Source organism: Enterobacter sp. Crenshaw (assembly GCF_024734705.1).
Lineage (GTDB): Bacteria > Pseudomonadota > Gammaproteobacteria > Enterobacterales > Enterobacteriaceae > Enterobacter > Enterobacter asburiae_B.
Genome location: NZ_CP102932.1, coordinates 3972923 through 3993902 on the forward strand (window position 1 = coordinate 3972923; position 20980 = coordinate 3993902).

Here is a 20980-nt window from a genome sequence, read left to right on the forward strand (position 1 = left end):
AAGGTTTCTTATAAATCGTCAAGCAGCGTCCGGGAGAGTTTTTTTAGCGTCTCAAGCTCATCGTCATTCATCCGCATGCTGCAGCGAATCTGGTCCGGCAATGCCATCACCCGTTTCTTCAGGTCTTTGGCCTTGTCGGTCAGTACAACATTTTTCATCCTTTCATCACCCACAACCGCGATACGGTTGAGAAATCCTTTTGCCTCAAGCTTTTGTACAAGCGGGGTCAATGTGCCCGAATCAAAAAATGTCTTATCGCTGAGATCGCGAAGTGGGATGTTATCTTTCTCATAAAGCGCCATCAAAACAACGAATTGCGGATAGGTTAGATCCATCTCTTGCAGTAAGGGGCGATACTGGCGAACGAACGCGTTGGTGACCGAGTACAGCGAGAAGCAAAGTAAATCATCTAGCGTTTTGTTTTCTTTCATTTTTCTATCAACTCCGAATCGGTTTCCTGAAAAAATTATAAATAATGTTTGACTAAAAGTATCTTGCGCGCAAGTATTATATCAACAACTAAGTAGCGCACTACATAGTTATCTCATCCGATCAAATTCGCTTAAAGAGGCACTACCATGAAAACACTAACCGCCATCCTGGTTTCTTCAGTCTTCGCGTCAGCCGCGGCATCCGCTCAAACCACCAATACCCCAACCCCGACCGCAGGCGTACAGGCATTTCTTAATGTTTTGAATTCCGGCAAGGGTAAGCCAATGGAACAGATGACCCCGCAGGAGGCCCGCCAGGTACTGATTGGCGCACAGCAAGGCGCAAAACTGCCGCCCGCTCAGGTCTCTGAAAAAACGATCCAGGTAAATGGCCAGGCAATAAAACTGAAAATAGTGAAACCTGAAAACGCCAGCGGCACGCTTCCCGCCTTTATGTTCTTTCACGGCGGCGGTTGGGTGCTGGGTGACTTCCCTACCCACGAACGCTTAATCCGCGACCTCGTTCGCGCTTCGGGTGCCGCTGCGGTTTACGTCGATTACACTCCGTCACCTGAGGCCCATTTCCCGGTAGCAATTAATCAGGCCTATGAAGCGACAAAATGGGTCGCCGGGCACGGTCAGGAAATTGGCGTGGACGGTAGCCGTCTGGGTCTGGTGGGTAACAGCGTGGGCGGCAACATGGTGGCTTCGGTGGCGCTGCAGGCCAAACAGTTCAATGGGCCAAAAATTCGCTACAACGTCATGCTCTGGCCGGTTACCGATGCGAACTTTGATACTGCCTCGTATAACCAGTTCGAAAATGGCTATTTCCTGTCGAAAAACATGATGAAATGGTTCTGGGATAACTACACCACCAGCGCTGCCGATCGCAACAATATCCTTGCCTCTCCGCTTCGCGCCAGCACCGCGCAGTTGAAAGGCTTCCCCGAGACGCTGATCCAGACAGCGGAGCTGGACGTTCTGCGGGATGAAGGTGAAGCATTCGGGCGTAAACTGGATGCGGCTGGCGTCCCGGTGACCGTCACGCGCTATAACGGCATGATCCACGACTACGGCCTGCTTAACCCGCTGAGCCAGGAGCCAACGGTGAAAGTTGCCCTTGAGCAGGCAGGTGCAGCATTGCATGAACACCTGAAGTAGGATCGTCATTCATCTATAGAGCACGGCCCCGGCCGTGCTTTTGTATTTCTCCTGCCTGGCCATCCATAAGCGACTCGTATGACAGGCTTCATTTCCGCCAGGGCATACTGAAACGTATCCCGATGGTGTGGAAATGGATGCAGCATGTTAGCAGCTCAGGTCACTGATAATACGTATAAAGGCTGGCAGGCGTCGCTTGCCCTGCAGTTTTGTCACACCCCTGAGAAAACCCTCCTGTACTCCGCCCACCACGTCGGGCCGCTCACCGTTCAACGTCCGTTTTACCCCGAAGGGGAAACCTGCCACCTTTACCTGCTGCACCCGCCCGGCGGGATTGTGGGCGGCGACACGCTGGACATTTCCGTTCGGCTGGACGCCAAAAGCCACGCGCTCATCACCATGCCCGGGGCGAGCAAGTTCTATCGCAGCAGCGGCCCACAGGCTCGTCTGAGCCAGCATTTTTACCTCGAGGAAGATTCCACCCTGGAGTGGCTGCCGCAGGACACGATTATTTTTCCCGGAGCGAATGCCGCGCTGCGCTCCGTCTTCCACCTGAAGGCCTCCAGCACGCTGCTGGCGTGGGAGCTGTACTGCCTGGGGCGTCCGGTGATCGGTGAGACCTTCAGCCACGGCACCCTGGAAAGCCGCCTTGAAATCTGGGTTGAAGACGAACCGCGCCTGATCGAGCGTCAGCATCTTAGCGACGGCGATCTCACGCCCGTCGCCGGGCATCCGTGGCTCGGCACGCTGCTGTTCTATCCGGCCAAAGAAGAACATCTCGACGCGGTGCGCGAACGGCTCGCGCCGCTGGAAAATTATGCAGGTGCAACGCTCGCTGACGATCTGCTGTCGGTGCGTTTTCTCTCCGACGACAACCTGATTTGCCAGCGGGTGATGCGCGACATCTGGCAGTCGCTTCGCCCGCTTCTCACCACCAAAACCGCCTGTTCGCCGCGTATCTGGCAGACATAAGAGAAACGTTATGGAACTGACTCCCAGAGAAAAAGACAAGCTGTTGCTGTTCACCGCCGCGCTGGTTGCCGAACGCCGCCTCGCGCGCGGGGTAAAGCTCAATTACCCGGAATCGGTCGCGCTGATCAGCGCCTTCATTATGGAGGGCGCGCGCGATGGCGAAACCGTCGCCTCGCTGATGGAAGCGGGCCGCCACGTCCTGAGGCGCGACCAGGTCATGGAGGGCGTCCCGGAGATGATCCCGGATATTCAGGTCGAAGCCACCTTCCCGGACGGATCGAAGCTCGTCACCGTCCACAACCCGATCGTCTAAGGAGCGCCTGATGATCCCAGGTGAATACCAGATCCAGCCCGGAACGATTGCCCTCAACGTCGGGCGTGAAACCCAACGCGTGGTTGTCGAAAATCACGGCGACAGGCCGATCCAGGTCGGATCGCACTACCACTTTTACGAGGTCAACCCGGCGCTGAAGTTCGATCGGGAAGCCACCAAAGGCTTCCGGCTGAACATCCCGGCGGGCACCGCCGTGCGCTTCGAGCCCGGCCAGAAGCGGGAAGTGACGCTGGTTCAGGTCACGGGGGCGCAGCGCATTTTCGGCTTTCGCGGCGAGGTGATGGGCGAGGTGAAACATGGCTGAGATTTCGCGCCGGGCGTATGCCGATATGTTCGGCCCCACCACCGGAGATAAAGTGCGGCTGGCCGACAGCGAGCTGTGGATCGAAGTGGAAGACGATCTCACGGTCTACGGCGAAGAGGTCAAATTCGGCGGCGGAAAGGTGATCCGCGACGGCATGGGCCAGGGGCAGATGACCGCTGAGGGCTGCGTGGATCTGGTTCTCACCAACGCGCTGATCGTCGATCACTGGGGGATCGTAAAAGCCGATATCGGCGTCAAGGACGGACGGATCTTCGCCGTCGGCAAAGCCGGGAACCCGGACATTCAGCCCGGCGTGACGATCCCCATTGGCGCGGCAACGGAAGTCATTGCCGCCGAGGGGAAAATCGTTACCGCCGGCGGGATCGACACCCACATCCACTGGATCTGCCCGCAGCAGGCGGAAGAGGCGCTGGTTTCCGGCGTCACCACCATGATCGGCGGCGGCACCGGACCGGCGGCGGGCACCAACGCCACCACCTGCACGCCGGGGCCGTGGTATATCGCCCGCATGCTGCAGGCTGCCGATACGCTGCCGGTGAATATCGGTCTGCTCGGCAAAGGTAACGGCTCCAGCCCGGACGCCCTGCGCGAGCAGATTGCCGCGGGCGCCATCGGGCTGAAGATCCACGAAGACTGGGGCGCGACGCCTGCCGCCATCAACTGCTCGCTGGAGGTGGCAGACGAGATGGATATTCAGGTGGCGCTGCACAGCGACACGCTGAACGAGTCCGGGTTTGTCGAAGACACGCTGGCGGCCATCGCCGGGCGCACCATCCATACTTTCCACACCGAAGGCGCGGGCGGCGGCCACGCGCCGGATATCATCACCGCCTGCGCGCATCCGAATATTCTGCCCTCTTCCACCAACCCGACCTTGCCCTACACGGTGAACACCATCGACGAGCATCTCGACATGCTGATGGTTTGCCATCACCTCGATCCGGATATCGCCGAGGACGTGGCGTTTGCCGAATCCCGCATTCGTCGTGAAACCATCGCCGCGGAAGACGTGCTGCACGACATCGGCGCGTTCTCGCTCACGTCGTCTGATTCTCAGGCCATGGGCCGCGTCGGGGAAGTGATTATCCGCACCTGGCAGGTGGCGCACCGCATGAAGGTCCAGCGCGGCGCCCTGCCGGAAGAGACCGGCGATAACGACAACTTCCGCGTGAAGCGCTATGTCGCCAAATACACCATTAACCCGGCGCTCACCCACGGCATCGCCCATGAAGTCGGTTCGATTGAGGCGGGCAAGCTTGCGGATCTGGTGGTCTGGTCCCCGGCGTTCTTCGGCGTGAAGCCTGCCACCATCGTCAAGGGCGGAATGATCGCCTGTGCGCCAATGGGAGATATCAACGCCTCAATCCCTACGCCGCAGCCGGTGCATTACCGTCCGATGTTTGGCGCGCTGGGCGCCGCGCGCCACGCTACCCGACTGACGTTTATCTCGCAGGCCGCCAGTACGAACGGCATTCCGCAGCAGCTCAACCTGCAGAGCGCCACCGCGGTGGTGAAAGGCTGCCGAACGGTGAAAAAGGCGGACATGATCCACAACGGCCTGCAGCCGAATATCACCGTGGACTCGCAAACCTACGAGGTGCGCGTCGACGGTGAACTGATAACCAGCGAACCGGCTGACGTTCTGCCGATGGCGCAACGCTATTTCCTGTTTTGAGGAGTGATGATGATCTATTTAACCCAACGCCTGGACCACGCGCATCCGATTACCGCCAGCGTCACGCTGCCGATTGACGTGCGGGTGAAAAGCCGCGCCCGCGTAGCGCTGAACGACGGACGCGAAGCCGGGCTGATGCTGCCGCGCGGCCTGCTGCTGCGCGGGGGCGACCTGCTGACGACCGACGACGGCAGCGAGGTCATCGAAGTGATCGCCGCCCCGGAGTCGGTTTCCGTGGTGCGCTGCGCCGATCCGTTCCTGCTCGCCCGCGCCTGCTACCACCTGGGCAACCGCCACGTGCCGCTGCAAATCATGCCCGGCGAGCTGCGCTATCACCACGACCACGTTCTCGACGACATGCTGCGCCAGTTCGGTCTGGACGTGACCTACGCCAGCCTGCCGTTTGAACCGGAAGCGGGCGCTTACGCCAACGATGCCCACAGCCACAGCCATTCTCACGCTCATTCACATTAAGGATCCATCATGCGCAAGTATTTACCGCTGTTACTGCTGGCTTTTTCCGTTCCCGCGCTCGCGCATCCCGGCCACGGCACCGACAGCTTTCAGGCCGGTTTTCTCCACCCGCTGACCGGGCTCGATCATCTGCTGATGCTCACCGGTGCTGGCGTGCTCTCGGCCCTGAGCGGCCGCAAACTCCTGCTGCCGTTTGCCACCCTCGGGATGATGCTTGTCGGCGCCATTGCGGGCAGCCTGCTCGGCGGCTTCAGCGGCATGGAGATGCTGATTATCGCCTCGCTGGCGGTATCCGGCGTGATGATGTTTAAAACTGAAAACCGTCTGCTGCTGGCGGTACCTGCCCTGGCGATGTTCCACGGCTGGGCGCACGGCGTGGAGATGTCCGGCCACAGCTTCTGGCTCTTCACCAGCGGCTTTATGCTCGCCAGCGCCACGGTGCTGTGCGCCAGCTTTGCCGCAGGGCTGCTGCTGCGCCGTCACGACGGCCTGCGTAAAACCTTCGGCGGCGGGCTGATCGTCTCTGCCCTGCTGGCGCTGATGAGCTGATGGAGCACGCCCGCCAGAGGCTGCGCCTGATGCAGCTCTCCAGCAGCAGCCTGCCGGTCGGGTCGTTTACCTGGTCGCAGGGGCTGGAGTGGGCCGTTGAGGCAGGCTGGGTCACCGACGCCGACGCGTTCAAACGCTGGCAAATCCAGCAGATGGAGCAGAGCTTTTTCTGCGTCGATCTGCCGCTGTTTATCCGTCTTTATCAGGCCTGCGAGCAACGCTCTCTTACAAATGCAAAACGCTGGACGGCATACCTTCTCGCCTGCCGGGAAACGCGCGAGCTGCGCGAAGAGGAGCGCAACCGTGGAGCGGCGTTTACGCGGCTGATTAAGAGCTGGGAACCTGACTGTCCGCCCGAATGGCTGCCGCTGTTTATGCAAAGCCAGCTCTGCGGCATGGCCTGGCTCGGCGTGCGCTGGGGCATTAGCGCGCACGAGCTGGCGCTGAGCCTCGGCTACAGCTGGATGGAGAGCGCGGTGATGGCGGGCGTCAAGCTGGTGCCGTTTGGGCAACAGGCCGCGCAGCAGCTGATTATCGAACTGGGCGACCATTACGCCGCCGGGCTTGAACAGGCATTTTTGCGCAGCGACGACGCGCTGGGGGCAGCAACGCCGCTGTCCGCCATCGCCTCCGCGCGCCACGAAACCCAATATTCACGACTATTCCGTTCCTGAGGAGTCAACATGGCTGATTACAAACATCCCCTGCGCGTAGGCGTGGGCGGCCCGGTAGGATCGGGCAAAACCGCGCTGCTGGAAGCGCTCTGCAAGGCGATGCGCGACACGTATCACCTGGCGGTGGTCACGAACGATATCTACACCAAAGAGGATCAGCGCATCCTCACCGAGGCGGGCGCGCTGGAGCCGGAGCGCATCGTGGGCGTAGAGACGGGCGGCTGCCCGCATACCGCCATTCGTGAAGATGCGTCGATGAACCTGGCGGCGGTGGAGGCGTTAAGCGAGAAGTTCGGCAATCTGGATCTGATCTTCGTGGAAAGCGGCGGAGACAACCTGAGCGCGACGTTCAGCCCGGAGCTGGCGGATCTGACCATCTACGTGATCGACGTGGCCGAAGGGGAAAAAATCCCGCGCAAGGGCGGGCCGGGGATCACCAAATCCGATTTTCTGGTGATCAACAAAACCGACCTCGCGCCGTATGTCGGTGCGTCGCTGGAGGTGATGGAGCGCGACACCAACCGCATGCGCGGCGAGCGCCCGTGGACCTTTACCAACCTGAAAGCGGGTGACGGTCTGGCGACGATTATTGCGTTTCTGGAAGAGAAAGGGATGTTGCGGGTGTAGGGCCATAATCCCCTCTCCCTGTGGGAGAGGGTTAGGGTGAGGGATTACGCCTCCGGCAGTTCCGCCAGCGGCCAGCGCGGACGCACGGACACGCTCAGGTCGGACGTTGCGCCCGCGTTCAGGCGCACCATTCCGGCGTAAGCGATCATCGCGCCGTTGTCGGTGCAGAATTCCGGACGGGCATAGAACACTTCCCCGCGACGCTTTTGCATCATCTCGGCGAGCTTCGCGCGCAGCGTGCGGTTGGCGCTGACGCCGCCCGCCATCACCAGACGCTTAAAGCCGGTCTGATCCAGCGCGCGCTTGCACTTGATCATCAGCGTGTCCACCACCGCATCTTCAAACGCGCGGGCGATATCGGCGCGGGTCTGCTCGCTGTCATCGTTATTACGGATCGTATTCGCCGCGAAGGTTTTCAGCCCGGAGAAGCTGAAATCCAGCCCTGGACGGTCGGTCATCGGGCGCGGGAAGACAAAGCGCCCTTCCGTTCCCTGCGACGCCATTTTCGACAGCATCGGGCCGCCCGGATAATCCAGACCCAGCAGCTTGGCGGTTTTATCGAACGCTTCACCGGCGGCGTCGTCGATCGACTCGCCCAGCAGCTCGTACTTGCCAATGCCCGTTACGCTAATCAGCTGCGTATGACCGCCGGAAACCAGCAGCGCCACAAACGGGAACTCAGGCGGATTCTCTTCCAGCATCGGTGCCAGAAGATGCCCTTCCATATGGTGAACCGGGATCGCCGGCACATCCCACGCGAAGGCCAGCGAACGGCCAACCGTCGCGCCGACCAGCAGCGCGCCGACCAGGCCCGGGCCTGCGGTATAGGCCACAGCGTCGATATCGTTTGAACTCAACCCGGCCTCTTTCAGCGCCGCCTGAATCAGGGGAACCGTTTTACGCACGTGGTCACGAGAGGCCAGTTCAGGTACGACGCCGCCGTAGTCAGCGTGCAATTTCACCTGACTATACAGCTGGTTGGCCAGAAGCCCTTTTTCGTCGTCGTAAATGGCGATGCCGGTTTCATCGCAGGATGTTTCAATACCCAGTACACGCATGACTTGTTTTACCTCGTTTCAATACCGCGCAGTGTAGAGCCTGGGCGGGTTGATGTAAAACTTTGTTCGCCCCAGGAAGAAGGCTCGTGTATACTCCTCACCCTTATTAAAGTCCCTTTCAAAATCGCATCGGTGCTTTACAAAGCAGCAGCATTTGCAGTAAAATTCCGCACCATTTTGAAATAAGCTGGCGTTGATGCCAGCGGCAAACCGAATTTATTAAAGGTGAGAGTTACATGCCGGTAATTAAAGTACGTGAAAACGAGCCGTTCGACGTAGCACTGCGTCGCTTCAAACGTTCATGCGAGAAAGCAGGTGTTCTGGCTGAAGTTCGTCGTCGTGAGTTTTATGAAAAACCAACGACCGAACGTAAGCGCGCTAAAGCTTCCGCTGTGAAACGTCACGCGAAGAAACTGGCTCGCGAAAACGCACGCCGTACTCGTCTGTACTAATTGGTTGAGGGCCTCAGCCCTCAATTGACAGACAGAGTAATAGTCGTAAGGCCGTGCTTCCGGAAGGAATGCGCGGCTTGTTTTCGTTTATGAGTCACTAAAAATAACGGGGCATATGGCCGGAAGAATCCCACGCGTTTTCATCAATGACCTGCTTGCCAGAACCGACATCGTCGATCTCATCGACGCGCGGGTAAAGCTAAAAAAGCAGGGCAAGAACTACCATGCGTGCTGTCCGTTCCATAACGAAAAAACCCCCTCCTTCACCGTAAACGGTGAAAAGCAGTTCTACCATTGCTTCGGCTGTGGCGCACACGGTAATGCCGTCGATTTTTTGATGAACTACGACAAGCTCGAGTTCGTTGAAACCGTCGAAGAGCTGGCGGCGATGCATAACCTTGAAGTGCCGTATGAAGCAGGCAGTGGGCCAAGTCAGATCGAGCGCCATCAACGGCAAACGCTGTATCAACTGATGGATGGCCTGAATTCGTTTTACCAACAGTCTCTTAAGCACTCTGCGGCTGAGCCTGCGCGTCAGTATCTGAACAAGCGCGGACTGAGCGACGATGTCATTGCGCGTTTCGCTATTGGTTACGCCCCGCCCGGCTGGGACAACGTGTTAAAGCGTTTTGGCGGCAATAGCGAAGATCGTAAGTCTCTCATCGATGCAGGCATGCTGGTCACCAACGACCAGGGACGAAGCTACGACCGCTTCCGCGAACGGGTGATGTTCCCGATCCGCGACAAGCGTGGCCGGGTAATTGGTTTTGGTGGTCGCGTGCTGGGTGATGCCCTGCCGAAATACCTCAACTCCCCGGAAACCGATATTTTCCATAAGGGCCGCCAGCTGTACGGCCTTTATGAGGCGCAGCAGAATAATGCGGAACCTCCGCGTCTTCTGGTCGTCGAAGGCTATATGGACGTCGTGGCCCTGGCGCAGTACGACATCAACTACGCGGTTGCGTCGTTAGGGACGTCCACCACCGCCGATCATATTCAACTGCTGTTCAGGGTGACCAACAACGTCATCTGCTGTTACGACGGTGACCGCGCAGGGCGCGACGCCGCCTGGCGCGCGCTGGAAACCGCGCTACCCTATATGACCGACGGGCGTCAGCTACGCTTTATGTTTCTGCCCGACGGTGAAGACCCGGATACGCTGGTGCGTAAAGAGGGCAAAGCGGCGTTTGAAGCGCGGATGGAGCAGGCTCAGCCGCTCTCCACGTTTTTGTTTAACAGCCTGATGCCGCAGGTCGATTTGAGTACCCCTGACGGGCGCGCGCAGCTCAGTACGCTGGCGTTGCCGTTAATCAGCCAGGTGCCCGGCGAAACGCTTCGCATCTATCTGCGTCAGGAGTTAGGCAACAAGCTCGGCATTCTGGATGACAGCCAGCTTGAACGTTTAATGCCAAAACAGGCTGAAAACGGTGCGGTTCGCCCCGCGCCTCAGCTAAAACGCACAACCATGCGTATACTGATAGGGTTGCTGGTCCAAAACCCCGAGCTTGCGCCGCAGGTGCCATCTCTGGCGGGTTTAAACCACGAAAAATTGCCCGGACTTGGCTTATTTTCAGAACTGGTCAATACGTGTTTGTCTCAGCCAGGTCTGACCACCGGACAACTTTTAGAGCACTATCGCGGCACAAAAGAGGCCGCTACCCTTGAAAAATTGTCGATGTGGGACGATATAGCAGATAAGGACATTGCAGAAAAAACGTTCACCGACTCACTCAACCATATGTTTGATTCGATGCTTGAGCTGCGCCAGGAAGAGTTGATTGCTCGCGAGCGCACACACGGTTTAAGCAGCGAAGAACGCCGGGAGCTCTGGATGATTAACCAGGAACTGGCGAAGAAATAAAAAATTTAACGGCTTAAGTGCCGAATATCGATCGGGAAGCCCCCGGCAGCCGCACTGAGAGGCAGCGGCAAAAATATAAGTACGCCCTCGCTTTAAAGGTTGGCAGCCCCATCGCCGACACCAATCAAACGAATTAAGTGTGGATACCGTCTTATGGAGCAAAACCCGCAGTCACAGCTGAAACTTCTTGTCCAACGTGGTAAGGAGCAAGGCTATCTGACCTATGCCGAGGTCAATGACCATCTGCCGGAAGATATCGTCGATTCAGATCAAATCGAAGATATCATCCAAATGATCAATGACATGGGCATTCAGGTGATGGAAGAAGCACCGGATGCCGATGATCTGTTGCTGGCTGAAACCTCCAACAACACTGACGAAGATGCGGAAGAAGCTGCTGCACAGGTACTGTCCAGCGTGGAATCTGAAATCGGGCGTACCACTGACCCGGTCCGCATGTACATGCGCGAAATGGGTACCGTTGAACTGTTGACCCGCGAAGGCGAAATTGACATCGCAAAACGCATCGAAGACGGGATCAACCAGGTTCAGTGCTCCGTTGCCGAGTACCCGGAAGCGATCACCTATCTGCTGGAGCAGTACGATCGCGTTGAAGCGGAAGAAGCGCGCCTGTCTGACCTGATCACCGGTTTTGTCGACCCGAACGCTGAAGAAGATATGGCGCCTACCGCCACTCACGTCGGTTCTGAACTGTCTCAGGAAGAGATGGATGATGACGAAGACGAAGATGAGGAAGAGAGCGACGACGACACCGCGGACGATGACAACAGCATCGACCCGGAGCTGGCGCGTGAGAAGTTTGCCGAGCTGCGTACCCAGTACGAAGTGACGCGTGACACCATCAAAGCGAAAGGCCGCAGCCATGCCGCCGCTCAGGAAGAGATCCTGAAGCTGTCTGAAGTCTTCAAACAGTTCCGCCTGGTGCCAAAACAGTTCGACTACCTGGTGAACAGCATGCGCGTTATGATGGATCGCGTACGTACCCAGGAACGCATCATCATGAAGCTGTGCGTTGAGCAGTGCAAAATGCCGAAGAAGAACTTCATCACCCTCTTCACCGGCAACGAAACCAGCGAAACCTGGTTCAACGCGGCTATCGCAATGAACAAGCCGTGGTCTGAAAAACTGCACGACGTGAAGGACGATGTGCATCGCGGCCTGCAGAAACTGCATCAGATTGAAGAAGAGACCGGCCTGACCATCGAGCAGGTTAAAGACATCAACCGTCGTATGTCCATCGGTGAAGCGAAAGCCCGCCGTGCGAAGAAAGAGATGGTTGAAGCGAACTTGCGTCTGGTTATCTCTATCGCCAAGAAATACACCAACCGTGGTCTGCAGTTCCTGGATCTGATTCAGGAAGGCAACATCGGTCTGATGAAAGCGGTAGATAAGTTTGAATACCGTCGTGGTTACAAGTTCTCCACCTACGCAACATGGTGGATCCGTCAGGCTATCACACGCTCTATCGCGGATCAGGCGCGCACCATCCGTATCCCGGTGCATATGATTGAGACCATCAACAAGCTCAACCGTATCTCCCGCCAGATGCTGCAGGAGATGGGCCGCGAACCGACGCCGGAAGAGCTGGCCGAGCGCATGCTGATGCCGGAAGACAAGATCCGTAAAGTGCTGAAGATCGCCAAAGAGCCAATCTCCATGGAAACACCAATCGGTGATGATGAAGATTCGCATCTGGGTGATTTCATTGAGGATACCACCCTCGAGCTGCCGCTGGACTCTGCGACCACCGAGAGCCTGCGCGCTGCGACGCACGACGTTCTGGCTGGCCTGACCGCCCGTGAAGCAAAAGTCCTGCGTATGCGTTTCGGTATTGATATGAACACCGACCACACGCTGGAAGAAGTGGGTAAACAGTTCGACGTTACCCGCGAACGTATCCGTCAGATCGAAGCGAAGGCGCTGCGTAAGCTGCGTCATCCAAGCCGCTCTGAAGTACTGCGTAGCTTCCTGGACGACTAATCGGTCCTGACAGTGAAAAAGCTCCCAATCGGGAGCTTTTTTTTGTTTATTCCCTCTCCCTGTGGGAAAGGGTAAGGGTGAGGGCATCAGGCCTCAGAGGATTACAGCCCCCGCACCATCAGCGCCTCATCCAGCTCCCGGTACGCCTCCACCAGCTTATCCAGCGTCGCCCTGTTGAGCCCGCTCGGGTTCGGCAGCACCCACACCTGCGTAACGCCAATCGTGATGCTCTGCTTGCCCCACTGCGTTCCACGCTGGCTAAACGCCTGCTCGTAGGCCTGCTTGCCGAGGATCGCCAGCGCGGCGGGCTGATAATCCTCTATCTTCTTGATCAGCTCCCGCCCGCCGCTGCGCAGCTCATGCAGGTTGACCTCGCTTGCCTGCACCGTAGGCCGCTCGACCAGCATGGTGATCCCGCAGCGCGTATCCAGCAGATGCTGCTCCTCTTCGGGCTTGAGTAGCCTGTCGGTAAACCCGGCCTGGTAGATCACCTTCCAGAAGCGATTACCCGGATGGGCAAAGTGAAAACCGGTGTGCGCCGAGGACTTACCCGGGTTGATTCCGCAGAACACCACCCGCAGGCCAGGGGCCAGAATATCGTTGATCATCTTTACTCCCGATCGATACATCGTCAGGGAAGTATAAAGGATTGATTATGCGTTGTTTATAAAAACAGCAGGCAGGTGTGAATGGCTGGATTGCTGCGGGGAGTTACTTTATAATTCACCGCCACGGCCCCTTAGCTCAGTGGTTAGAGCAGGCGACTCATAATCGCTTGGTCGCTGGTTCAAGTCCAGCAGGGGCCACCAAATTTTAGTTTTAGAATCATATGATTAAGCCACTCAATTGAGTGGCTTTTTTATTGATTTTTTGAGCCGGCAACGCAGCCGCTAACCGTGGTTTAGCGAAGCCGTTCGGACACGCTCAGAGGCGCCCGGGGTCGCGATCAGGCGCTCCACGGACTCCATCGTCACGAACGTACAGCTGCAATCCACATTGGTGCACTGATGATAGCGCTCTTTGGTATTTTCACTTAGATAGCGACTGGTACGCGCATGCGCAGAGTGCTTGCACTTAGGACAATGAAACATGTACCCCTCCACTTGATTCACATTTTGTGAATCAATAATACCCAAAATAAAACCAATAGCAACTACATTACTCACTATCAACAGTAAATTTTTCGCCGCTGACGTTCAGCTCAAGCTTAAGCTGCGTGGTAAATCCGCTATCGTTGAGGGTATGCACCACCTCGCTGATGATCCACGCCTGCTCGTCGATGATGCGTTTAAAACCGTTTACCAGTACCGGCGTTTCGGGGAACAGATCGGCGCGTCCCAGGGCAAGCTGGATGGAAAACTCTACGGTTCCCCGCTGAAGCGCGCGCCACTTAGCCTCTGCGGCCCTGAGCGCCTGCTCTTCAGAGGCATAAACCGTGGTTAGCTCAAATACGTTTTCCGCCGATCCCACCAGCCTCTCTTGCGGTTTCTGCTCCTTGCCTGCTGCTCCCGCTACCGGTGCGGCGGCATCCGGGTGCTGCAGTGCTTCTGTCTGCTGCCCTCCGGACTGACGAGCAATACTCAATTGAGGATTTTGTTGTTTGGGGTCACGCGTTTGCAGCCATTTGGCCGTTACGCCGGAATAATTTTCACGGTCAGCTATGGAAAAAAGGTGCTTATCTCCATCCCCACGTTCAATCATCATTAAGGAAAGCGGAGTGCCGCTGGCCGTCACGGCCTGGCCCGCTTTCATAAAGATAATCTTCCCGGCTTTGATTGAAACAAATGCTCCATTACGTTCAGCAAGGCGGGAGAGGAACGCCGCGTCTGTCTCCTGAGACTGGTCAATATGAGAGATGGCGATGGATGCAAGCCCCGACGCGACGCTGGCGGTCAACTGGTTACGCTGAGCGATGGTATCGACTATCGCGCCAATCGTCGTGTCATGCCACGACTGTTCGCGCCGCACGTTTAGCTTTCCACGAAAATCTGCGCTGAATCCCCGGATGGTCAGCGTATCCGGCGCGCCCCGGAAATGAATCGCATCAATCGTAAAGTCCCCTTTCTCCTCGAGCGGGGTTCCCTCCCATCCCAGCCATAAGGACAGCCTTGCCCCCCGGGCAGGCAAGTCCAGCAGCCCGTCGGAATCATCCAGCAGAATATCCAGCTGATCGGCTTCCAGCCCCCGTTTGTCGGTCATGGTCAGGCTGATAAGACGATGGCTGAAATTTTGCGTGATATCACGATCGTCAAGCTTAAGCATAAAATCAGGGGCGATTTTTCCACCCGCCCGGATATTCATTTCGGTGATCATCCCACCAGCCCTCCAATGCTATTCCGTGCGCTTTCCACCAGCTCTGAGGCCTGCGTTCGCAGGTCGCCAAACGTCGTCATCAGCGATTCGTCCACGCGTTTTAGCGACAGGGTAAACTCAATTTTTCGGGCGGTACCGTCACTGTAAAAATCCGAATGCGTGTGCGTGACTTTCTCAATGACAAACATGCCGTGAATGATGCCGGTACCGTCTATCAGCGGCCATGCCCGCCCCTCATTTGCCATCAGCTCAACCGCCTTGAGCGAAAGCCGCCCTCCCGTGAGTTCCGGGTAAAGTAAGCCGGAGAGGCTAAAGGATGTCTCACCTTCGCCAAGGTACTGCCAGGCTTTGGGTTTCCCGATGCGAGCGCTGGATGCCCAGCGGTAGTCTTTTGTGAATATCATTGACTGATACGGTAAGGTTCGTCGTTCAAAGACAAACAGCCCCAGCACCATTAACATTTTCTCTCTCCTCAACTATACATAAAGCTGGATTGCTGCCGTCTCGCTTTATCCTGTTCAATATTATCTATCGTCTCCCGGATTTGACGGGTCAGATCCGTTCCGGAGGCCGTGCCCCCCTGCAGCGTGATGTTATATTCGCTTTTACTCTGATCGACGTAAGAGCGTCCTCCAGTAGCGATGGTCGGCTGATACCCCAGGCTGCCGCCAGAGATCCCCGCGCCCGGAATATAAGCGCTGCCCGCCGGTGAGGATGCCGCTTCTGCTTTTGCCGCAGCGGCGTCGAGATCGCCCGACTCGTTTTTGATAATACCGAGCTTCTCCAGCAGCCAGCTGGCCTTGCCGCTCAGGCTATTAAAGAGATCAAGCGGGGCCATTAACGCATCGCCCAGCGCCTGACCAAAAATCACGCCAGCGTTTTTACAGCCATCCAGCGTTTCCTGCGTCGCCTTGATCGGCGTAATCAAGTCGGTGAACCATTGCCAGATACCGCCCAGCTTCTCCGAGATAGCGTCAAACACCGCCATCACCGGTGAGAACAGCGCACCCAGCGGTGCGAAAGCCGTTGAAAGCCCTTCCATCACCCCGCCAAAGAAGGCGCTGATGGGCTCCCAGTATTTAAAAATCAGCAAAGCACCGGCAGCAATCGCCGCGCCAAGGGCAATCACCGGCCAGCTAAGGGCACCCAGCACCGTCATGATGGCGCCGCCCACCACGCTGAATACCGTTCCCAACATCCCGGCCGCGGTAATAACCATATTGACGCCCGTCAGTACCGGGCCGATAACCGTGCCTACGCCACCCAGTACGCCAGCAAACGCCTGCGCGCCGACAACGATGCTGGCGAGGGTCTGCGTCAGCTCAGGGTTGGCATTCACCCAAAGGGAGGCCGTACCAAGCCAGCCGGTTGCGGTTGTTATCAGGTTGCGCAGAGCGCCATCCGCTTTATCAAATACATCAATCTTCAACCCGTTCCACGCGGCCTGGAATCGGTTGATATCGCCGTCAAGATTATCGGTCTGCACGGAAGCCGCGAGCGCGGTACTGCCCTTTGCCCCCTGCAACTGCTGGCGTTTTTCATCAAGCGATCCATCACCCGCAGCGGAAGCCAGCACCCCCGCGGCTTTTATGGCATCCGGAGTCTGAACATGGCGCAACATCGCGCTGAGCGCGTCCCCCGCGGCGGCACCTTTCATTCCTTTTTCCGCCAGAACGCCCAGCAGCGCGGTGGTCTCTTCAAGCCCCATACCGGCGGCACCCGCAGCGGGCGCAGCGGAGGTGACGGCCGCCACCATCTCAGCGAGGCTGGTATTCGAAGAGGTAAAACCGCGCGTAAGCACATCTGCGATGCGTCCCGCGTCCATATCGCCCAGGCTATACGCGGCCTGCGTGCTGGCGATCATATCGGCGGCTTTAGCCGCGTCGACATTCCCCGCCAGGCTGAGGTTGACCGTTGGCGCGGTGGCCGCAAGCAGCCCATCGGCGTCATACCCTGAACGAGCCAGTTCGGTTTGTGCCCGGAGGACCGTATCTGCAGGTACTCCGGTCCTGGCACTGACCTCCCGCGCCTGCTGGCGAATGGCCTCAAGCCGGGAATCCCCCTTCGCCAGGCCAAGGTTTGCCTGAATGGTCGACATCTGCTTTTCAAAGCTGATGCCTGGCGCCATAAACCGGGACGTCTGGTCAAATCCCGCTTTTGCCATGCCCACGCCCGCATTCGCAAGCTGACGCACCCGCGCGGTAACGCGTTTGCCGGACTCGTAGCGATTCTGAACGACACTCAGCCGCTCCTGCTGCTGATTGACGCGGGCCAGCGCCTCCCGCTGTCGGTTAAGCTGCTGCGTTTTTTCGCTGATGTGACTTTTTAAACGACGTTCATCCGACGAGAGCGTGCGCGTGTTGACACCCACCTGAGCGAGTTCAGCGCGCTGACGCTGTACCGAGTAGCGTAAGCTGTTGTACTCATGCTTAAGGTCGACTGCCGATTTTCGGGCTTCAGACAGCGCATCAGCCTGCGCCTGGGTGGGGTTTTGCGTGTTTTTAAACTGCACCGCCAGCGCCGCGGCCTGCTGTTTCGCCTGAGCAAGCGACTGCTCCGTCGTGGCGAGCCGGACATTTGCTTTTCTGAAGCCGTTAATGCGCCCCGCCTGCTCATCGAGCTCCCCCAGCGCCGTCTGCGCATCGCGGATATCGCTCGAGAGAGTGAGGCTGGCGTTCTGGAGAGCGTTAAGCGGTCGGGTTGCCCGGTCGACTGCCTTAAGCAGCTCCTGAAGACTGACATTATTACTCATGGTGGTTTCCGCTTCGCTGTAGCGCTTTTTCGCGCCATAAGAGGAGTTCGGTCACGCTAAGGGAGTACAGTTCTGACGGCGGCCAGTGAAAGATCACCGCGATATCCGCCATCAGATCGTCGACCGACACATTTTCGGGAAATTTCAGCGAGCCGAAGCCGGTGACAAAAAACCGATCACCTTACCTGCAAAAGAGAGCAGATCGCAGGCATCCAGGCGCGCAACCTCATGCTCGGTCAGCGCCGGCGAGGTCATTCGCGGCAGCACCTTAATCAGCGCATCCACGTCAGATTGCGCCAGCGACGCCAGCGATACGCCGCGCAGGGTCCCCGCATTGGGTTTTGCGACGGTCACCTTTTCGATTTTTTGCTCGCCGCGCTGAACGGGGCTATCAAGCGTGACGATGTGTGGGTTTTCACTTTCGTTCATGGTGGTCTCGTTGATATGTTCCATTTCGTTACTCTTCAGAAAGTTAACTCACCGGCCGGTAATCCCGGCCGGTTAAAGGGTTACAGGCCGATGGCCTTACGGTGTTCTGCCAGGCGATCGACCCCGTCGACTTTGAGCACCATGTTGATGATGTCGATTTCGATGATCTCTTTGCCATCAATGGTCAGCTGGTAGTAAGCGCATTCGGTGGACATCTTGGTGGTGCCGCTCTCGCCCTGCTTGTTTTCACCGCCATCAAACTCTTTATGACGGCCGCGCATGACGATTTCGACGGCGGAGATTTCGCCGGTATCATCGCGCTGATAAGAGCCGGTAAAGCGCAGCGGCACGCTGTCCGCGCCCGGAGAGGCATACTGCGCCCACAGCGCGGCGTCCGGCAGGCCGCCAACGGTCCACTCCAGCGCCAGGGCATCATCGTCCAGGCCGAGGTCGACAGAGACCGAGCCCGGCATACCGCCGCCGCGATACTTCTCCAGCTTGCGGGTCAGCTTCGGTAAGGTGACAGACTCAACAACGCCCATATAGCTCAGGCCATCATTGAACATATTCAGGTACTTAAGTTTGCGTGGTAACGCCATGCTTCAGCTCCTTAGCTGTTAACCGAATCTGACAGGTCTGCCAGATAGGTATCGGTGATGCGCTGGCGCAGAGTCAGATTTTCCAGCGGCGGGACGGGGGTGTAGTCGTAATCGATATACAGTTTCCCCGCTTTCAGGGTGGTTGCATCGTTCGACTCAGGGTCATACCAGCAGGAGCCGTCGACGATATAGCCGTTGGTTTTCAGCTCGCGGAACTTGGCGTTAATACCGGAAACGATGTCGCGAATAAGCGTTGGCGTGATGGGTTTATCCATCGCCCACGCGTGCGCTTCCGCCATGGTATCGGCCAGCACCTGTGCGGTACGGGTGTAGTTTTCAAAGACGAATAACGGATCGTCTGAGCAGGTACGGTTACCCCAGAATTTAAAGCCGTCGTTGCGAATCAGCGTGGTGACGCCAGCCTGGTTGAGCAGGTTCGCGTCGGTGGCCTGTTCCTGCAGATCCCAGGAGACAGAAGCGCTTACGCCAGTAACGCCGTTGACGCCAACGTTTGACAGGGTTTTATGCCAGCCCATGGTCTGGTCGATTTTGGCGCGCAGGCCAAGCGCGCGGGCGGTCGCCCAGGCCGTCGTCGTTGCGTTCGTGGTGGTATCCCATGCCAGAAAATCAGGATGGATAACCATCAGCTCGCGCTGGCTGAAGTTTTTGCGATAGTTAATCGCCTCAGAAATGGTTTTACATCCCCATGCGCTGACATAGCCGAACGCGCGCAGGCTCTGGCACATGGCGGCCAGTGCGGTCGCCACTTCCTGAGAATCCAGCCCCGGCACGCCGAGAATACGTGGCTTGACGCCGGTTACCGTTTTCGCCGTGAGAAGCGCCTTCAGACCGGTATATTTACCGTTTTCATCGGTAGTACCGATGATATTGGAAACGGTCTGCTTGCGCGCCTCTTCCGGGGTTTCAGCGGTGCCTTCGGCCACGCGAACAACCACGACAACCGGTTTGCACTGGTCGGCGATCGCTTGCAGAGAAGCGGACAGCGTCCCCGCCTTGCCGGCTTTCGCAATCGCGTTTTGCACGTTGGTAATGAGCACGGGCTCGTTTAAAGGAAATGTCTTGTCGTCAGCATCGCTGGCCGTACAGACCATGCCGATGATTGCCGTCGAGACGGTGGAAATGGTGCGGGTGCCATCGTTGATTTCGATAACTTCCACGCCGTGGTGAAAATCACTCATCCGTTTAACTCCTTGGTTAGTTGGTGAGTGATATTGTCGCGGCTGGGCTTGCTATGAGCTAACCATCCCTGTCCAGCGGCCGCTGGCACAACGATTGTCCGACTATCGTGGCGGGGAATTTTTTATAAAGCGTGGAAATACCCACATCAAAAATTAACGCAACGCGCTGTCGGGATTCCCCGGAAGCAATCAGCCTGCCAGCCTGAGCCCATTCCTCCTGCGTCAATTTAGGGCGTCTGCCACCAATTCGTCCCTGTTCCCGCGCTGCGGCCAGCCCGGCGCACGTCCTCTCGACAATGAGTTCACGCTCCATTTCAGCAAGCGCCCCCATGATATGGAAGAAGAAACGACCCATTGGCGTTGAGGTATCAATGCTATCAGTCAAACTACGGAAATTAATGCTTCGCTGGCGTAGTTCCTCGGTCATTGAAACAAGGTGGCGCATACTGCGCCCGAGCCGATCAAGTTTCCATACAACGAGAGTATCGCCCGCATTAAGTTGTCTGAGAGCTCGATTGAGTCCCGGTCTGTTTGTCGATTTACCGCTGATTTTATCTTCAAAAATGAGCTCACATCCTGAACGCTGCAGCGCGTCACGCTGTAAGGCGGTGTTTTGTTCATTTGTTGACACGCGTACGTAGCCAATAAGCATGGTATTTCTCTCCGTCAAAACCGGAAATCATGCCATTTAATTGATAAACACGCATTTTCGAAAACCTTGGTTTGAAAGAAGCGGCTAAAAGGGATGTTGGGACTGGCGCTAACCAGATTCCAGATATGACATCATTCTCCAGTTCACAGAGTTCGCCGGGCTTTCAAAAGCTACCTTCTGGTTTGATCCTACAGTGGGGCATCGTTAGCGGAGGCTCAAGCTATACGGTTACTTTTCCAGTGAGCTTCCCCATAAGGACACTCATGTTAATGGCAATCCCACATACAACTTCAGCGGCAGGAGTTACCTCAGTAGGCGTAGCAAACTGCTCTGATTTGGGTACATCTCAGTTCTATATCGTTGTTGGGAAAGTTAGCCAGGGTGCAATGATTGAATACGAACGCGCCTGTTACTGGTTCGCTGTTGGTATATAGGAGACAAA

At 57.2% G+C, this 20980-nt stretch carries 25 protein-coding genes and 1 tRNA gene; 14 read left to right on the plus strand and 12 right to left on the minus strand.

The features are described from left to right. Positions 1-8: 8 nt before the first annotated feature. Positions 9-431: a MarR family winged helix-turn-helix transcriptional regulator gene (locus NWV12_RS18825; protein WP_045356087.1), complete on the minus strand. Its 423-nt coding sequence runs from the start codon at positions 429-431 to the stop codon at positions 9-11. Positions 432-578: 147 nt separating this feature from the next. Between NWV12_RS18825 and NWV12_RS18830 the strand changes: the two genes are divergently transcribed. From NWV12_RS18830 to ureG, 9 genes are all read left to right on the plus strand, one after another. Next, positions 579-1592, plus strand: a complete 1014-nt coding sequence (locus NWV12_RS18830; RefSeq protein WP_033146672.1) for an alpha/beta hydrolase — start codon at positions 579-581, stop codon at positions 1590-1592. 144 nt (positions 1593-1736) lie between these two features. Next, positions 1737-2564: an urease accessory protein UreD gene (locus tag NWV12_RS18835; protein WP_048979128.1), complete on the plus strand. Its 828-nt coding sequence runs from the start codon at positions 1737-1739 to the stop codon at positions 2562-2564. Positions 2565-2574: 10 nt separating this feature from the next. Next, positions 2575-2877, plus strand: coding sequence for an urease subunit gamma (locus NWV12_RS18840; protein ID WP_006811999.1), 303 nt, complete (start codon positions 2575-2577; stop codon positions 2875-2877). Between the two features lie 10 nt (positions 2878-2887). Next, positions 2888-3202: an urease subunit beta gene (locus tag NWV12_RS18845; RefSeq protein WP_045404057.1), complete on the plus strand. Its 315-nt coding sequence runs from the start codon at positions 2888-2890 to the stop codon at positions 3200-3202. Continuing rightward, the gene (gene ureC / locus NWV12_RS18850) at positions 3195-4898 is read left to right on the plus strand and encodes an urease subunit alpha (RefSeq protein WP_048979129.1); all 1704 of its coding nucleotides are present in this window, start codon (positions 3195-3197) and stop codon (positions 4896-4898) included. Before NWV12_RS18845 ends, ureC begins: the two co-directional genes overlap by 8 nt. 9 nt (positions 4899-4907) lie before the next feature. Beyond that, positions 4908-5372: an urease accessory protein UreE gene (gene ureE, locus NWV12_RS18855; RefSeq protein WP_101744682.1), complete on the plus strand. Its 465-nt coding sequence runs from the start codon at positions 4908-4910 to the stop codon at positions 5370-5372. Positions 5373-5381: 9 nt separating this feature from the next. After that, on the plus strand, positions 5382-5921 hold the full coding sequence (locus tag NWV12_RS18860; protein WP_029741751.1) for a HupE/UreJ family protein: 540 nt from the start codon (positions 5382-5384) through the stop codon (positions 5919-5921). Continuing rightward, a complete protein-coding gene (locus NWV12_RS18865) occupies positions 5921-6595 on the plus strand; it encodes an urease accessory protein UreF (RefSeq protein ID WP_039263018.1) in 675 nt (224 codons plus the stop codon). Before NWV12_RS18860 ends, NWV12_RS18865 begins: the two co-directional genes overlap by 1 nt. A 9-nt stretch (positions 6596-6604) precedes the next feature. Then, positions 6605-7222 carry an urease accessory protein UreG gene (gene ureG / locus NWV12_RS18870; protein WP_014071813.1) on the plus strand — a complete coding sequence of 206 codons (618 nt, stop codon included), beginning with the start codon at positions 6605-6607 and terminating at the stop codon, positions 7220-7222. 44 nt (positions 7223-7266) lie between these two features. On the opposite strand, the gene tsaD is transcribed toward ureG, so the two are convergent. Then, a complete protein-coding gene (gene tsaD, locus NWV12_RS18875; RefSeq protein WP_029741753.1) occupies positions 7267-8280 on the minus strand; it encodes a tRNA (adenosine(37)-N6)-threonylcarbamoyltransferase complex transferase subunit TsaD in 1014 nt (337 codons plus the stop codon). Between the two features lie 236 nt (positions 8281-8516). Here tsaD and rpsU point away from each other — a divergent pair, with 236 nt between their 5' ends. The 3 genes from rpsU (at position 8517) to rpoD (ending at position 12594) form a co-directional block, all read left to right on the plus strand. Beyond that, complete coding sequence (gene rpsU / locus NWV12_RS18880) at positions 8517-8732, plus strand: 30S ribosomal protein S21 (protein ID WP_001144069.1); 216 nt, start codon at positions 8517-8519, stop codon at positions 8730-8732. Between the two features lie 115 nt (positions 8733-8847). Beyond that, the gene (gene dnaG, locus NWV12_RS18885) at positions 8848-10593 is read left to right on the plus strand and encodes a DNA primase (protein ID WP_023333458.1); all 1746 of its coding nucleotides are present in this window, start codon (positions 8848-8850) and stop codon (positions 10591-10593) included. A gap of 153 nt (positions 10594-10746) precedes the next feature. Next, positions 10747-12594, plus strand: coding sequence for an RNA polymerase sigma factor RpoD (rpoD, locus tag NWV12_RS18890; RefSeq protein ID WP_023309228.1), 1848 nt, complete (start codon positions 10747-10749; stop codon positions 12592-12594). A gap of 101 nt (positions 12595-12695) precedes the next feature. Here the strand turns inward: rpoD and mug are convergent, their stop codons facing one another. Then, positions 12696-13202, minus strand: coding sequence for a G/U mismatch-specific DNA glycosylase (gene mug, locus NWV12_RS18895; protein ID WP_023309229.1), 507 nt, complete (start codon positions 13200-13202; stop codon positions 12696-12698). A gap of 125 nt (positions 13203-13327) precedes the next feature. Here mug and NWV12_RS18900 point away from each other — a divergent pair. Next, positions 13328-13403 (plus strand) — tRNA-Ile (locus tag NWV12_RS18900). An 81-nt stretch (positions 13404-13484) separates the two neighbouring features. Here the strand turns inward: NWV12_RS18900 and NWV12_RS18905 are convergent. The 9 genes from NWV12_RS18905 to NWV12_RS18945 form a co-directional block, all read right to left on the minus strand. Beyond that, on the minus strand, positions 13485-13685 hold the full coding sequence (locus NWV12_RS18905) for an ogr/Delta-like zinc finger family protein (RefSeq protein ID WP_029741756.1): 201 nt from the start codon (positions 13683-13685) through the stop codon (positions 13485-13487). A gap of 67 nt (positions 13686-13752) precedes the next feature. Beyond that, the gene (locus tag NWV12_RS18910) at positions 13753-14907 is read right to left on the minus strand and encodes a phage late control D family protein (RefSeq protein WP_048979131.1); all 1155 of its coding nucleotides are present in this window, start codon (positions 14905-14907) and stop codon (positions 13753-13755) included. Beyond that, the gene (locus tag NWV12_RS18915; protein ID WP_023309232.1) at positions 14904-15368 is read right to left on the minus strand and encodes a phage tail protein; all 465 of its coding nucleotides are present in this window, start codon (positions 15366-15368) and stop codon (positions 14904-14906) included. The genes NWV12_RS18910 and NWV12_RS18915 overlap by 4 nt, the downstream gene beginning before the upstream one ends. Before the next feature lie 11 nt (positions 15369-15379). Beyond that, on the minus strand, positions 15380-17659 hold the full coding sequence (locus NWV12_RS18920) for a phage tail tape measure protein (protein WP_048979132.1): 2280 nt from the start codon (positions 17657-17659) through the stop codon (positions 15380-15382). Further along, the gene (locus tag NWV12_RS18925) at positions 17652-17771 is read right to left on the minus strand and encodes a GpE family phage tail protein (protein WP_023616176.1); all 120 of its coding nucleotides are present in this window, start codon (positions 17769-17771) and stop codon (positions 17652-17654) included. The genes NWV12_RS18920 and NWV12_RS18925 overlap by 8 nt, the downstream gene beginning before the upstream one ends. A gap of 32 nt (positions 17772-17803) precedes the next feature. Further along, the gene (locus NWV12_RS18930; RefSeq protein WP_047060341.1) at positions 17804-18112 is read right to left on the minus strand and encodes a phage tail assembly protein; all 309 of its coding nucleotides are present in this window, start codon (positions 18110-18112) and stop codon (positions 17804-17806) included. Positions 18113-18168: 56 nt separating this feature from the next. Then, complete coding sequence (locus NWV12_RS18935; RefSeq protein ID WP_023309235.1) at positions 18169-18687, minus strand: phage major tail tube protein; 519 nt, start codon at positions 18685-18687, stop codon at positions 18169-18171. Positions 18688-18698: 11 nt separating this feature from the next. Then, entirely contained in the window at positions 18699-19886 is a 1188-nt protein-coding gene (locus NWV12_RS18940; protein ID WP_047060339.1) for a phage tail sheath protein, read from the minus strand. 58 nt (positions 19887-19944) lie between these two features. Continuing rightward, complete coding sequence (locus NWV12_RS18945; RefSeq protein WP_033146684.1) at positions 19945-20538, minus strand: recombinase family protein; 594 nt, start codon at positions 20536-20538, stop codon at positions 19945-19947. Between the two features lie 125 nt (positions 20539-20663). Between NWV12_RS18945 and NWV12_RS22135 the strand changes: the two genes are divergently transcribed. Continuing rightward, positions 20664-20972 (plus strand): phage tail protein, encoded by a 309-nt coding sequence (locus tag NWV12_RS22135; RefSeq protein ID WP_375379104.1) that lies wholly within the window; start codon positions 20664-20666, stop codon positions 20970-20972. Positions 20973-20980 lie beyond the last annotated feature (8 nt).

Excerpts from the sequence above, each read along its gene's own strand:
- tsaD (WP_029741753.1), bottom strand. The coding sequence starts at position 8,280 with ATGCGTGTACTGGGTATTGAAACATCCTGCGATGAAACCGGCATCGCC.
- NWV12_RS18945 (WP_033146684.1), bottom strand. The coding sequence starts at position 20,538 with ATGCTTATTGGCTACGTACGCGTGTCAACAAATGAACAAAACACCGCC.
- NWV12_RS18930 (WP_047060341.1), bottom strand. The coding sequence starts at position 18,112 with ATGGAACATATCAACGAGACCACCATGAACGAAAGTGAAAACCCACAC.
- mug (WP_023309229.1), bottom strand. The coding sequence starts at position 13,202 with ATGATCAACGATATTCTGGCCCCTGGCCTGCGGGTGGTGTTCTGCGGA.
- NWV12_RS18865 (WP_039263018.1), top strand. The coding sequence starts at position 5,921 with ATGGAGCACGCCCGCCAGAGGCTGCGCCTGATGCAGCTCTCCAGCAGC.
- ureC (WP_048979129.1), top strand. The coding sequence starts at position 3,195 with ATGGCTGAGATTTCGCGCCGGGCGTATGCCGATATGTTCGGCCCCACC.
- dnaG (WP_023333458.1), top strand. The coding sequence starts at position 8,848 with ATGGCCGGAAGAATCCCACGCGTTTTCATCAATGACCTGCTTGCCAGA.
- rpoD (WP_023309228.1), top strand. The coding sequence starts at position 10,747 with ATGGAGCAAAACCCGCAGTCACAGCTGAAACTTCTTGTCCAACGTGGT.
- NWV12_RS18825 (WP_045356087.1), bottom strand. The coding sequence starts at position 431 with ATGAAAGAAAACAAAACGCTAGATGATTTACTTTGCTTCTCGCTGTAC.
- NWV12_RS18845 (WP_045404057.1), top strand. The coding sequence starts at position 2,888 with ATGATCCCAGGTGAATACCAGATCCAGCCCGGAACGATTGCCCTCAAC.
- NWV12_RS18860 (WP_029741751.1), top strand. The coding sequence starts at position 5,382 with ATGCGCAAGTATTTACCGCTGTTACTGCTGGCTTTTTCCGTTCCCGCG.
- NWV12_RS18915 (WP_023309232.1), bottom strand. The coding sequence starts at position 15,368 with ATGTTAATGGTGCTGGGGCTGTTTGTCTTTGAACGACGAACCTTACCG.
- rpsU (WP_001144069.1), top strand. The coding sequence starts at position 8,517 with ATGCCGGTAATTAAAGTACGTGAAAACGAGCCGTTCGACGTAGCACTG.
- NWV12_RS18910 (WP_048979131.1), bottom strand. The coding sequence starts at position 14,907 with ATGATCACCGAAATGAATATCCGGGCGGGTGGAAAAATCGCCCCTGAT.
- ureE (WP_101744682.1), top strand. The coding sequence starts at position 4,908 with ATGATCTATTTAACCCAACGCCTGGACCACGCGCATCCGATTACCGCC.
- NWV12_RS18935 (WP_023309235.1), bottom strand. The coding sequence starts at position 18,687 with ATGGCGTTACCACGCAAACTTAAGTACCTGAATATGTTCAATGATGGC.
- ureG (WP_014071813.1), top strand. The coding sequence starts at position 6,605 with ATGGCTGATTACAAACATCCCCTGCGCGTAGGCGTGGGCGGCCCGGTA.
- NWV12_RS18940 (WP_047060339.1), bottom strand. The coding sequence starts at position 19,886 with ATGAGTGATTTTCACCACGGCGTGGAAGTTATCGAAATCAACGATGGC.
- NWV12_RS18925 (WP_023616176.1), bottom strand. The coding sequence starts at position 17,771 with ATGGCGGATATCGCGGTGATCTTTCACTGGCCGCCGTCAGAACTGTAC.
- NWV12_RS18830 (WP_033146672.1), top strand. The coding sequence starts at position 579 with ATGAAAACACTAACCGCCATCCTGGTTTCTTCAGTCTTCGCGTCAGCC.
- NWV12_RS18840 (WP_006811999.1), top strand. The coding sequence starts at position 2,575 with ATGGAACTGACTCCCAGAGAAAAAGACAAGCTGTTGCTGTTCACCGCC.
- NWV12_RS18905 (WP_029741756.1), bottom strand. The coding sequence starts at position 13,685 with ATGTTTCATTGTCCTAAGTGCAAGCACTCTGCGCATGCGCGTACCAGT.
- NWV12_RS22135 (WP_375379104.1), top strand. The coding sequence starts at position 20,664 with ATGACATCATTCTCCAGTTCACAGAGTTCGCCGGGCTTTCAAAAGCTA.
- NWV12_RS18920 (WP_048979132.1), bottom strand. The coding sequence starts at position 17,659 with ATGAGTAATAATGTCAGTCTTCAGGAGCTGCTTAAGGCAGTCGACCGG.
- NWV12_RS18835 (WP_048979128.1), top strand. The coding sequence starts at position 1,737 with ATGTTAGCAGCTCAGGTCACTGATAATACGTATAAAGGCTGGCAGGCG.